This is a genomic window from Solibacillus daqui (assembly GCF_028747805.1).
Classification (GTDB): Bacteria; Bacillota; Bacilli; order Bacillales_A; family Planococcaceae; genus Solibacillus; species Solibacillus daqui.
Map to the genome: position 1 here is coordinate 1,696,793 of NZ_CP114887.1, position 12,288 is coordinate 1,709,080.

Annotated in this window: 11 protein-coding genes; 9 read left to right on the forward strand and 2 right to left on the reverse strand. The window is 36.7% G+C overall.

Annotated features, from left to right (window positions below; genetic code table 11):
- The 7 genes from O7776_RS08155 (at position 1) to O7776_RS08185 (ending at position 6,660) form a co-directional block, all read left to right on the forward strand.
- Entirely contained in the window at positions 1 to 987 is a 987-nt protein-coding gene (locus tag O7776_RS08155; protein WP_274310099.1) for an ABC transporter ATP-binding protein, read from the forward strand.
- Positions 980 to 1,975 carry an ABC transporter ATP-binding protein gene (locus O7776_RS08160; protein ID WP_420802158.1) on the forward strand — a complete coding sequence of 332 codons (996 nt, stop codon included), beginning with the start codon at positions 980 to 982 and terminating at the stop codon, positions 1,973 to 1,975. The genes O7776_RS08155 and O7776_RS08160 overlap by 8 nt, the downstream gene beginning before the upstream one ends.
- Positions 1,976 to 1,987: 12 nt before the next feature.
- Positions 1,988 to 2,884 carry a sugar phosphate isomerase/epimerase family protein gene (locus O7776_RS08165; RefSeq protein WP_274310101.1) on the forward strand — a complete coding sequence of 299 codons (897 nt, stop codon included), beginning with the start codon at positions 1,988 to 1,990 and terminating at the stop codon, positions 2,882 to 2,884.
- The gene (locus O7776_RS08170; protein ID WP_274310102.1) at positions 2,881 to 3,957 is read left to right on the forward strand and encodes a Gfo/Idh/MocA family protein; all 1,077 of its coding nucleotides are present in this window, start codon (positions 2,881 to 2,883) and stop codon (positions 3,955 to 3,957) included. The genes O7776_RS08165 and O7776_RS08170 overlap by 4 nt, the downstream gene beginning before the upstream one ends.
- On the forward strand, positions 3,935 to 4,819 hold the full coding sequence (locus O7776_RS08175) for a sugar phosphate isomerase/epimerase family protein (protein ID WP_274310103.1): 885 nt from the start codon (positions 3,935 to 3,937) through the stop codon (positions 4,817 to 4,819). Before O7776_RS08170 ends, O7776_RS08175 begins: the two co-directional genes overlap by 23 nt.
- A 15-nt stretch (positions 4,820 to 4,834) precedes the next feature.
- On the forward strand, positions 4,835 to 5,992 hold the full coding sequence (locus O7776_RS08180) for an ROK family transcriptional regulator (protein ID WP_274310104.1): 1,158 nt from the start codon (positions 4,835 to 4,837) through the stop codon (positions 5,990 to 5,992).
- Between the two features lie 326 nt (positions 5,993 to 6,318).
- Complete coding sequence (locus O7776_RS08185; protein WP_274310105.1) at positions 6,319 to 6,660, forward strand: ATPase; 342 nt, start codon at positions 6,319 to 6,321, stop codon at positions 6,658 to 6,660.
- A 289-nt stretch (positions 6,661 to 6,949) separates the two neighbouring features.
- On the opposite strand, the gene O7776_RS08190 is transcribed toward O7776_RS08185, so the two are convergent.
- Both O7776_RS08190 and O7776_RS08195 read right to left on the reverse strand, forming a co-directional pair.
- Positions 6,950 to 8,059 (reverse strand): ABC transporter ATP-binding protein, encoded by a 1,110-nt coding sequence (locus O7776_RS08190; protein WP_274310106.1) that lies wholly within the window; start codon positions 8,057 to 8,059, stop codon positions 6,950 to 6,952.
- Between the two features lie 816 nt (positions 8,060 to 8,875).
- Complete coding sequence (locus tag O7776_RS08195; RefSeq protein ID WP_274310107.1) at positions 8,876 to 9,775, reverse strand: PucR family transcriptional regulator; 900 nt, start codon at positions 9,773 to 9,775, stop codon at positions 8,876 to 8,878.
- Between the two features lie 247 nt (positions 9,776 to 10,022).
- On the opposite strand from O7776_RS08195, the gene O7776_RS08200 reads away from it, so the two are divergent.
- Both O7776_RS08200 and O7776_RS08205 read left to right on the forward strand, forming a co-directional pair.
- Entirely contained in the window at positions 10,023 to 11,330 is a 1,308-nt protein-coding gene (locus O7776_RS08200; protein ID WP_274310108.1) for an ABC transporter substrate-binding protein, read from the forward strand.
- Positions 11,331 to 11,388: 58 nt separating this feature from the next.
- Positions 11,389 to 12,288 (forward strand): carbohydrate ABC transporter permease, encoded by a 900-nt coding sequence (locus O7776_RS08205; protein WP_274310109.1) that lies wholly within the window; start codon positions 11,389 to 11,391, stop codon positions 12,286 to 12,288.

Consider the following 12,288-nt stretch of genomic DNA (forward strand, 5'->3'; position numbering starts at 1 on the left):
ATGGCACAATCTTTATTAGAAGTTCAACAATTAGAGACATCCTTTCAACGTGATAAACAACAAATCAAAATCTTACGTGGTGTCAATTTTTCGATTCGAAAAGGTGAAGTGCTTGGCTTAGTAGGCGAATCGGGTAGCGGAAAAAGCATTACATCCTTATCAATTATGCGCCTATTTCATGGTACAACCGGAAAGATAAACAAAGGCTCGATAAAATTTGACGGTCAAGAACTTACTACCTTATCAGAAAAGGAAATGCGAAAACTTCGTGGGAAAAATTTATCAATGATATTTCAGGAGCCGATGACGTCATTAAACCCTGTTATGAAAATTGGTAGACAACTAACAGAAGTCATTCAATTGCATTTAGGACTAAGCAAAAAGGAAAGTGAGCTCCATGCGATTGATATGCTTAAAAAAGTGGGTATTGGGCGTGCAGAGGAAATAATGAATGAGCACCCTCACCAATTATCAGGGGGGATGAGGCAGCGTGTAATGATTGCCATTGCAATGGCATGTCATCCAAGCTTGCTAATTGCCGATGAACCAACAACGGCTCTTGACGTAACGATACAGGCACAGATATTGCAGTTAATGCGAAATTTAAAGGATGAAAATGAAACTGCCATATTATTAATCACGCATGATTTAGGTATTGTTGCTGAAATGTGTGACCGTGTAGTTGTCATGTATGCAGGTGAAGTTGTAGAAGAAGCAAGTGTATTTGAGCTTTTTGCTAATCCAAAGCATCCGTACACACAAGGGCTCATTGCATCTGTGCCAAAGCTAGGAGAGAAAAAGGAAGAATTAGATTCCATTAAAGGCCAGGTTCCATCACCGATGAATATGCCAATGGGCTGTAAATTTGCACCACGCTGTGACAAGTCAATTGAAAAATGCTTAAAACATGAGCCCCCCGTGTATAGCGTAGGCAGCGATGCGAAGTGTGCATGCTGGCTCTATGAACCAAAGGATGTGAATGGTTAATATGACGAATATTATTTCAGTTCAAAGTTTGAAAAAGCAGTTTCAAGTGGCAGGGGGATTATTTGAAAAGAAGGAATTCGTCAATGCTGTATTAGATGTATCCTTTGATATTAAGGAAGGGGAAACGTTTAGTTTAGTAGGCGAGAGTGGGTGCGGTAAATCCACGACGGGTCGACTGATTACTAGATTGATTGACCCAACAGAAGGTAAAATTTTCGTAAACGGCAATGATATCGCCAATGCAAAATACAGTGAGCTAACACAACTACGTGAAACGGTGCAAATGATTTTCCAAGATCCGTATGCGTCATTAAATCCGCGAATGAAGGTAAAGGATTTAATTGCAGAGCCATTAGTAATTCATACGAAGCTGAATAAGCAAGAACGAGAAAAGCTGGTCTATGAAATGCTGGAAATCGTTGGGCTGAATGTAGAACAGGCAAATCGTTATGCCCATGAATTTAGTGGAGGTCAGCGTCAGCGTATCGGCATTGCACGGGCACTAATTACAAAGCCGAAATTAATTATTGCAGATGAACCTGTTTCAGCGCTTGATGTGTCGATTCAATCACAAATATTAAATTTATTAAAGCGCTTGCAGCAAGAATATAATGTTTCCTATTTATTTATCTCCCATGATTTAAGTGTTGTCGAACATATTAGCCATCGTGTAGGAGTAATGTATTTAGGAACAATTGTGGAACAAGGGGATAAGGAAGCGATATTTAATAATCCACTTCATCCCTACACAAAAGCATTATTATCATCTGTTCCAATCGCAGACCCAACATTGCGCCGAGAAAAAATCATTTTAACTGGGGATATCCCAAATCCAAAAAATCCACCACCGGGTTGTACATTCCACACGAGATGCCCATATGCGATGGATATTTGCAAAAGTAAAGTTCCGGAAATACAGCAAGTAAATTCACAGCAGGCGGTTGCTTGTCATCTAGTTAATGAACAGAAAGCACAAATTACAAACTGAGGAGAGAGAAATATGAAAATTGGATTAAGTACTTACAGCATGGTAAAAAAAATGCGCTCAGGAGAAATGAACGTAATCGATGTTCTACATTGGGTGAAGGAAAATGGCGGAGAGCATGTTGAATTAGTGCCATATGAATTTACAGTAGTTGATAACTATGAATTAGCAGAGCAAATTAAAGATACAGCTGCAGAGCTAGGTTTAGAACTATCAGGCTATTCATTACCAGCTAACTTTGTACATGATACAGAGGAAGCGTTACTTGAAGAAGTAGAACGTTTAAAGAAACATATCGATGTTATTAATTTCATGGGCATTAAAGTACTGCGCCATGATGTGACGTTGTTTACAATTCCTAAAGAAGATACATCCATTCATTTTTACAATAAGCATTTTGATAAAATGGTACGCGGTAGCCAATTGCTGGCTGATTATGCGAAGCAATTTGGCATTACAACGACAATTGAAAACCATGGCTTCAATGTGCAAACAAGCGACCGTGTGCAATCATTGATCCACGCAGTCAATCGCGATAATTTCAAAACAACGCTTGATGTAGGAAATTTCCTATGCATTGATGAAGAACCGTTAGTAGGTGTACAGAAAAACATACCGTATGCAGCACGCGTGCATTTTAAAGATTTTTACATCCGCCCATATTATGAAAATCCAGGTGGTGGCGAATGGTTCCATACTGTACAAGATAACTATATTCGCGGCGCAATTATCGGTCATGGGGATATCAAAATGCGTGAAGTGATTAAAATTGTAAAAGGTTCAGGCTACGATGGGTATTTAACAGTTGAATTTGAAGGAATGGAAGATTGCGCGCTAGGTTCAAAACTTGGCATGGAAAACTTAAAGCGTTTATGGAATGAATGTGTAATTGCGGAGGAAGTGAAGGCATGAGTAAATTAAAAGTTGCAGTAATCGGTACGGGTTCGATTTCAGATTTTCATTTAGGGTCTTATGAAAAAAACGAAGACGCTGAACTATTCGGTGTTTACGATGTATCCGTTGAACGAGCAAAAGAAAAGGCACAGCAATTCGGTGCAACAAAAGTTTATGAGAGTTTAGATGAATTGTTTTCAGATGAAGCACTTCAAGCAGTTAGCATTTGTACATGGAATAATACGCATGCAAACTTGGCCATTCGCGCGTTAGAAAGCGGTCTCCATGTGTTAGTCGAAAAGCCACTCTCGATGACATATGCCGAAAGCTTAGAAATTCAAGCGGCTGCGCAAAAGGCACAAAAAGTATTCCAAGTTGGCTATGTACGTCGATTTGCAACAAATACAAAAGTGTTGAAGCAATTTGTTGATGCGGGAAGACTTGGAGAAATTTATTATGCAAAAGCAACTTGTACACGACGTTTAGGTAATCCGGGTGGCTGGTTTGCCGATGTCGAAAAATCGGGTGGCGGACCGTTAATCGATTTAGGTGTCCATATTATTGATATTTGTTGGTACTTAATGGGGAAACCAAAAGTAGCAAAAGTTTCTGGCAACACGTATAAAAATTTAGGTAACCGAAGCAATGTCAAAAATCTTTCGTTTTATAAGACAGCGGATTATGATGCCTCAAAAAATTCAGTTGAGGATTTGGCGAATGCCATCATTACGTTTGAAAATGGTGCATCGTTAATGGTCGATGTTTCCTATACATTGCATGCAACGCAAAATGAACTTAGTGTGAAATTATTCGGTACAAAAGGTGGAGCCGAGCTAGAGCCAGAGTTAAAGATTGTTGCGGAAGAATTCGATACAATATTAAATGTTCATCCACAAATCGATTATTTATCGTTTGACTTTAACGCGGCATTCCAAAGTGAGATAGATAGCTTTGTTAACGCAATATTAGAGAACAAACCTTCTGAAGCACCGGTGGAAGATGGAGTAGAAATTATGAAAATTCTTGAAGGCATCTACACTTCAGCACAAACAGGGAGGGAAGTATATTATGAGCTTGAAACTTCAAAATAAAATCGGTGTCATTGTTGATAGCTTACAACTCCCTCTAAAAGAAGGTTTACAAGCTGCAAAAGAAATGGGTGCGGATGGTGTTCAAATTTATGCAGTAAGTGGTGACTTAGATCCAGATGTAATGAACGAAGCAGCGCGACTTGAATTAAAAGCCTATATCGATTCACTAGAATTAGAAATTTCTGCACTATGTGGTGATTTAGGTGGTCATGGTTTTCAAGATGCAGAAGCTAATCCAGAAAAAATTCGTAAATCGAAAAAAATATTAGATCTAGCAATTGATTTGGGAACAACAATTGTCACAACGCATATCGGGATCATTCCAGAAGATGAAAATGACCCAATTTATGCAACAATGTTAGCGGCCTGTGAAGAATTAGGAACATACGCAAACGAAAAAGGGGCTTATTTTGCAATTGAAACAGGTCCAGAAACAGCGCAAACATTGAAAAAGTTTTTAGATAAGCTATCGACAAAGGGCGTATCGGTAAACTTTGACCCTGCCAACATGGTTATGGTAACAAAGGATGACCCAGTTGCAGGCGTGAAATTATTAAAGGATTATATTGTGCATACTCATGTCAAAGATGGCATTCAACTAAAGCCAACGAACCCAAAAGATGTATACGGCTATTTGCATAATGATGTCGAAACATCTCATGAAAATATAGCAGAAATGGTAGCAAACGGTGACTTTTTTAGAGAACTACCATTAGGCCAAGGTGATGTGGATTTTCAAAAATATTTTGCGATGCTAGAGGAAATCGGATATACAGGGTATTTAACAATCGAACGAGAAGTGAAAAATAACCCTATACAGGACATTTCGGAGGCAGTAAAATTTATACAGATGTATAAATAAAGAGGTGACGCAACAATGTTCAAGCATGATCAAGTACAAATGAAAAAACAAAATCGAAAAATTGTACTTGATAGAATTCGAAATCATGAACCGATTTCTCGAATTCAACTAGCCAAAATAACGAAAATGAGTCCAACAACAATTACGCGTATTGTCCAAGAGCTAATTGAGGAAGATTATATTATCGAAGCAATGAGTGAAGAAACTGCAATTGGCAGAAGACCGACGTTAATCAATGTTAACCCAGAAGCTCGGTACTCAATCGGTGTAGAAATAGACCGTTCAAAGTTACGAATTGGTTTATTAAACTTCATTTGTGAACTGGTAGATTTTGTTGAAATTCCATTAATGCGTAGTGAAAGCTATGAATTGATTATTGAAAATTTAGTTCTAGAAATTCAAAAACTTATTTTGAACAATCAAATCTCTCAAGAACGTTTACTCGGAATTGGTATTGGTATACCGGGGCGAATCGATCAGGAGCGCGGTATTGTAATCATTTCAGAACAATTTAATTGGAAGAATAAGCATGTTAGGGACGATTTGGCACAGCATTTTCAATGTACAATTGCAATCGACAACGAATTAAAAATGCAAATATTTGCGGAATCCGGTAAGATATATAAGCCAATTCAAAGAAACAGTATATTAATTGGGGTCGGAAGTGGTATTGGTGCAGCGATTATTTTAAATGGAGAAATTTACCGAGGAATAAAAAATAACGCCGGTGAAATTAGCCATTTAACAATTAATCCGTTTGGCGAACAATGTAGCTGTGGCAATCGTGGCTGTTTATCGAATTATACGCGCGAAACTACATTACAACAATTTATTCCAGAAGCACAAAGGTCTGAATACAACACACTTGAAAAAATTGTGGAGGGAATACATGCAAACGAAGAGTGGTCGATTCCACTCATCGATCATATTGCCACGTATTTAGCGATTACAATCAATAACTTAATCTGTATCTATGAGCCAGACGAGGTCATTGTAACCGGTGAAGCATTAGAAAAAAATATTAAAATACAAAACGTCGTGCTTGATAAATGCGAAAAGCACATATGGCGTGAAATAGGAACAGAAATTCAAATTAAATTTTCCGAATTAAATGAAACTGGCGTCGTAAAAGGGGCAGCCATGTTTGTACAAAAGGTTGAAATGGAAATTTAATTTAACATTTTAGCCATTTATCTATTATTGGATAAATGGCTTTTTTTTTATTGCCCATAACTATAGTTGAAAGTATTTGAATACTGTTCAGTTGCCTAATTTACTCTTACCAGATTAGGTGTATATACTACGGTAATATGTCTTGGTATATTCGCTCACCTTTGTTTACAGATTTCCATTGATACATTTTCTACTAAACAAACCACAAATTTTTATTTTTTATAAAAACATGAGTAATAAGACTAGAGTATGTAACAAAGTACTGCATACTATGAAAATATAATCTGCAGATTATGAACCTTTACTTTTGAGGAGGTGAATTTAACATGCCTTTAACTACTGGTCCAATTGAAAATCAAGGAAATCAACCAGCTAATGCGACTAACGTTCGTATCAAAGTTCTCAATCTCACTGGAGGGTTGCTTACTGGAGTAGTCCGAGTTTTTAGACTTAACGGAACAAGACAACTAGTATCTACAACACCATTTGCTGCAAATGCAAATGCTTCTACTTTTGTAACTCCGGGTGTAGGAGGCGCATTTCAATATGAAGTTGAAATTGTTCCGAACCAAACTGGCGGATTATATAGCGTTTACGGTCGAACAGCTTCAGGAGTTATTATTGAAGCCCAACGGTTTGTGCACTCAGAATTAACACCGATTCTTTAATTTTTTATAGATTTTAACAGTTAAAATCTTGAAAGCCTTATACTCAAGTATAAGGCTTTTCGTTTATAACGAATCCCCCTACCGTGCAATTTACATACCGGCAATTTCTTCGACTGTAGTATTTCTTAAACGTGTAACAACGCGAATTACATCACAAAACGCCTGATAAAATAGAATGATTGCTAATAACAAAAAAATCCCCTTCTCTAATTTTTAGAAGGGGATTTGCTATAGAATTAAAAAAAAAAATATTAACTTAACTGTTTATTCACAAGTTCTCTCATATTTTCTAGTTTTGATCTAAATGTATGCGATTTTCTGTTTCTTTATCAAAGAAATGGGCTTTGTCCATATTTATTGCCATCGTAAGAGCTTCGCCTGGTTTAACATCTATGGAAGCGTCGACACGCGAGATAAATGGTTGTCCCTCGATGTCGGAGTAAAGAATTGTTTCTGCACCGAGTAATTCCGCTACATCGATTTTTACATCAATTTTAGAATCTGGAGAACCTTCTATGAATGAAAGTTCAGTATTGAAATCCTCCGGGCGAACCCCCATCGTAATTTCTTTGTATACATAACCTTTCTCACGTAAATAGTTCATTTTTTCTTTTGGGATGGAAAGTGAAACATTACCAATAGTGAATTTCCCGTCTAAAAGGGTACCCGTAAAGAAGTTCATTGCAGGTGAACCAATAAAACCACCAACAAAAACATTATTTGGTCGTTCGTACACATCTTTAGGCGTCCCAACTTGTTGAATAATACCGTCCTTCATAACAACAAGTCTAGTTGCCATTGTCATCGCTTCTGTTTGGTCATGCGTTACATAAATAGTAGTTGTTTGTAATCGCTGATGAAGCTTAGTGATTTCGGCACGCATATGTACACGAAGCTTTGCATCTAAATTTGATAATGGCTCATCCATTAAGAAAACTCTTGCATCACGAACGATTGCACGTCCTAATGCAACACGCTGACGCTGACCACCCGATAATGCTTTTGGTTTACGGTCTAAGTATTGCTCAAGATCTAAAATTTTGGCAGCTTCCTTTACACGACGATCAATTTCTTCTTTTGGTAGCTTTCGTAATTTCAGACCAAATGCCATATTATCGTAGACACTCATGTGTGGATAGAGGGCATAGTTTTGGAATACCATCGCGATATCGCGGTCTTTAGGCGCAACATCATTCATTCGTTTGCCATCTATTATTAATTCACCTTTTGAAATTTCCTCCAAACCAGCCACCATACGCAGTGTAGTCGATTTACCACAACCTGATGGACCAACGAAAACAATAAACTCTTTATCTTTAATTTCAAGGTTAAAATCTTTTACCGCAGTTACATCTTTTTCATAAATTTTATAAATATTTTCTAACTTGAGTTCAGCCATTATCAATATCCTCCTTAAAAATGAAAGCGTTTTACATAGTTTAGTGGAAATGAGTGGGAAATGTAAATATTCAAATTGCACAAAAATTTCTGATAATTTGTAGGGCAATGTGTACAAAATTGGCTCCTCAGTCATTTCAGTAGCTAGCAATGAGTTTAACGCCTTTACTCATAACGAGTATTTTTCAAGATAAAATTTGGAATCAAGTATATTTAATAAAATTCGTTCTGCTACGCTACGGGGGACGCTTTCCTGAGGGCGTGGCTGCAACTAACTTGTATGTGCCTCTTACGGTGGCACATACAAGTGGATTTTCCGCGCACGCTTAATCCTCTAGGAGTCGCCCCCTTCACTTCGCGGCACTCTACTAAAAAGTAAAAATTGGTTTCTATTACAAAGAACCTGATTAAATGTGCTGAATCTAGCTCTCTGTTATTGAAATAAAGTAATAATTAGTCTATGAATGGTTTTATTTTGACGCAATAAAAGTAGCTAATTTTATCGCTGTAGCTAACCTTTAATCAAAGTTTTAATATTAAAACAGAGCAATAAATTATTCAGCACCGCCGCCTCGCGATAGCGCAAGCGGCAACATTGTATTCTTTTACCTTTATTTAAAAGTAACATTTTAATTTGGCGGGCCTTGCATGCGGCATTAAAGACAGTAGTATGGACACGTACCACGTGGCCATAATGCTGTCATGCCGTAGCCCGCCGAAAATAAGTAACACTGCACTTAAACCATTTTTTGTTAGTAAATTCACTCAATGCAACTCTTTTACTTAATGGTGGTTTCACCGGCTTATTGCTGAGTAATTAATCGATTCTCTTGGTCATTAATGGAATAACAAGCGCTAGAAATGCTGCATTTGAGAACTCTCGACAGTCAATACCTGTTTTATTGATTAATTTATCCAAACGGTATTGCAAGCTATTTCGATGAATATGCAACCTTTTAGCGGCTAGAGAAGCATTCAAATTATATTGTAAAAACACTTTTAACGTATGTAGCATTTCTCCGTCCTGTAGACTTTCTATTAAATGGTTGGAGAGTATTTTTTGATCGATTGAATGTGCTGATGTAACTAGAAGCATAGGGAAAGCTTCATAAAATAGGACTGTTTTTTCTTGTTCAACATAAAAGAGAAGTTCTTGAAAACATTGTTTTTCTAGACTAAATTTTTCTTTTAACAATAAATCTGCTTTATGTAATTGTCCGATAAAACTATAAATCACAACAAGAAAGTCACTTGTTAATGTGTCGCTTAACTGAATGAATTCCTCTTTATCTAAAATACTTTGCGGTTTTTCTTCAATGATAATTCCATACATATTGTTAATCCATAGAACGATCGGTTGCTGGAAAGCCCCTTTAATAGCTTCTTCAAAGTTAATCGGGTCAATGATTGGTTGTTTTAAACGAAAATAAAAAAAACGAATGGATTCAACATCTTCCGAAAAAGGTAAGTCGTTTGAGTGACCAAATAAAAATTGCTGCCATTTCAAATCAACAATTGATTTTTTTGAATTTGTTTCTGTGTCTTCAATTAGAAGAAATAATGAACGTAATAGGCCCAGCTCAACTTCTGAAAGAGCTGTTTTTAATATGCCAAAAATTTGCCCGTCTTCTGTTTGGAACCAATAGTTGTTTGTATCTTGAAGTGTGAATTCGGTAGTAAAAGCCATTTGGAAATGGTTCGCTAGTTTTTCAATCATATGCGCTGCTCCTTCTACTAGAAAATAATTCTCATTACTTGTTATTAATTTGCTTGAAAAGGATAGCTTTGTCAATGGAAAGGGGTTGTTAGGTTTTTTTGTAAATAATTTTCTAAAATTAAAAATATTTAGAAAATTATTTACATATCCTAAAGTGTAGTTTATGATTACTTGTAAGCGTTAACAAGAAAAAACTGGGAGGTAAGGTAATTAGTAGAAATGCATAAAATGATGGAGGGAGAAAGTTATGAGTGGACTAAAAAAAGTACTATTAGTAGCAATGATGTTTATTTTTGTTTTAGGTATTTTAGTTGCGTGTAATGAGGAAGAATCCGGAAAAGAAGTTGATGCTCCGGAAGAATCCGGTAAGGAAGTTGAAGCTCCGAAAGACAAGGTGGAAAACACGTCTGTCGAGTTTTGGACGATTTCTCTTCAACCAACATTTAATGATTACTTTAATGAATTAATAGCTAATTATGAGAAAGAGAATCCAGGTGTAAAAATTGATTGGAAAGACTTCCCGTATGACGCAATCCAAAATAAATTATTAACAAGCATTGCGAGTAAGCAAGCACCGGATGTTGTCAATTTAAATACTGAATTGGCAAGTCAAATGGCTTCAAAAGGTGCATTAACAGACTTTAATAAACAATTAACAGAAGAACAGCGAAGTATTTATTTTGACGGAATCTACAATTCTACAGTAGTTGATAATGGTGCATATGCATTGCCTTGGTATACAGGAATTCCAGTGCTTTATATCAACACAGACTTAGTAGAAAAAGCTGGACTAGATATTAATAATCCTCCACAAACAAAAGCAGATTTGGCTAACTGGGGTAAACAAATTCAAGAAAAAACGGGTACTTTCGGTTATGTTTTCACGATGGAAACGCGCTCTATTCTTGAAGAAGGGTTCAAAGTGGCTGAAGGAGGAAAAGCTGCATTTAATAATGATGAAGTAAAAGCGTATATCCAAAGCAATATAGAGCTAATTAAAGCTGGGGTTATTCCTAAGGATATTCCTGCATTCGCCCAACAAGTTCAACTATTCGGTAGTGAGCAAGTAGCGATGATTATCTCGAGTTCATCATTTATTAATCAATTAAAAACGGCTTCACCAGATGTATACAAGAAAACGATTGCCGTGCCAGCACCACTTGGAAAAGCAGGGATTCGCTTTACGAACTCTATGAATCTAGTTGTACCAAATGCTTCTGATAATGTTGAAGCAGCAACGGCATTTGCACACTATGTAACAAACGATGCAAATCAATTGGCATTCTCTAAAGTAGCAAGTACACTGCCTTCGACGAAAGCAGCTGCAAAGGATGAATTCTTCTATAAAAACGATGGAACATTAGAGGGGCAAGCATTAACAGCATCTGTTGAAAGTTTAGATAAAGCGTCGGACTTTTACCTAGGTATTGAAAATGCGAATGATGTAAATAAAGCCTTTAATAAGCGCCTGCAAAATATCTATATTAATGAACAAGATCTTAATGCTGAATTGGATGCAGCTGAAAAAGAAATTAACGATATTTTAAGTCGCTAAAGACTAAAAACGAATGGGCAGATGCATTTCTGCCCATTTTCGATAGGAGGGAAGTCCTTTGAAACAGAAAAGAGTTGCAAAATTAAGTAGATTTTCAGAGGTCCAAACAGCATGGTTATTTATGGCTCCAGGACTCATATTGCTCGCTCTTTTTACCTTTTGGCCGATTATTTATAGTGTCCCTCTAGCCTTTACAAATTATTCGGTTATCGGCGAAACAAAATTTGTAGGGTTTGAAAACTTTAAACGGGCATTTTCTGATGTCAATTTTATTGCGTCTGTTAAAAATTCCCTGTTTTATATGATTATTGTTCCTTTTATTCAAATTATATCGATACTCATGGCGATCTTAGTCAATCGAAAGATAGCGGGGATTAAATTTTTCCGAGCTGCCTTTTATATTCCTGTCGTTACTTCGATGGTTGCGGTTTCGATTATTTGGGGTTGGTTAATGAGTTCAAATGGGGTTTTGAACTACATACTACTGTCTATTGGTATTATAAATGAAAAAATCAGTTGGTTATCTGATAAGGATACGGCACTTTGGGCAGTAATGTTTATTACCCTGTGGAAAGGGTTGGGCTATTATATGATGATTTATCTTGCAGGCTTACAGGCAGTTCCGACAGACTGTATTGAGGCAGCGAAGATAGATGGGGCAAGCAACTTCCAAGTCATTAGAAAAATCACCATTCCATTATTAAAACCATATGTGTTTTTCTGCACATTGATTTCCCTCATGTCAGCGATACGTGTGTTTGATGAAGTATTTGTCCTGACATCTGGAGGTCCTGGGAATGCAACGTTAACGAGTAGCCTCTATATTTACGAACAAGGATTCGAAGTATTTGAATTTGGATATTCATCAGCATTAGGGTTAATTATTAGTTTTATTATTATGTTCTTTAGTATTTTCATCTTCCTATTTAATAAGAAGGGTGGTGTAAATCCATATTAA

Excerpts from the sequence above, each read along its gene's own strand:
- O7776_RS08160 (WP_420802158.1), top strand. The coding sequence starts at position 980 with ATGGTTAATATGACGAATATTATTTCAGTTCAAAGTTTGAAAAAGCAG.
- O7776_RS08170 (WP_274310102.1), top strand. The coding sequence starts at position 2,881 with ATGAGTAAATTAAAAGTTGCAGTAATCGGTACGGGTTCGATTTCAGAT.
- O7776_RS08200 (WP_274310108.1), top strand. The coding sequence starts at position 10,023 with ATGAGTGGACTAAAAAAAGTACTATTAGTAGCAATGATGTTTATTTTT.
- O7776_RS08185 (WP_274310105.1), top strand. The coding sequence starts at position 6,319 with ATGCCTTTAACTACTGGTCCAATTGAAAATCAAGGAAATCAACCAGCT.
- O7776_RS08190 (WP_274310106.1), bottom strand. The coding sequence starts at position 8,059 with ATGGCTGAACTCAAGTTAGAAAATATTTATAAAATTTATGAAAAAGAT.
- O7776_RS08165 (WP_274310101.1), top strand. The coding sequence starts at position 1,988 with ATGAAAATTGGATTAAGTACTTACAGCATGGTAAAAAAAATGCGCTCA.
- O7776_RS08195 (WP_274310107.1), bottom strand. The coding sequence starts at position 9,775 with ATGATTGAAAAACTAGCGAACCATTTCCAAATGGCTTTTACTACCGAA.
- O7776_RS08175 (WP_274310103.1), top strand. The coding sequence starts at position 3,935 with ATGAGCTTGAAACTTCAAAATAAAATCGGTGTCATTGTTGATAGCTTA.
- O7776_RS08180 (WP_274310104.1), top strand. The coding sequence starts at position 4,835 with ATGTTCAAGCATGATCAAGTACAAATGAAAAAACAAAATCGAAAAATT.
- O7776_RS08155 (WP_274310099.1), top strand. The coding sequence starts at position 1 with ATGGCACAATCTTTATTAGAAGTTCAACAATTAGAGACATCCTTTCAA.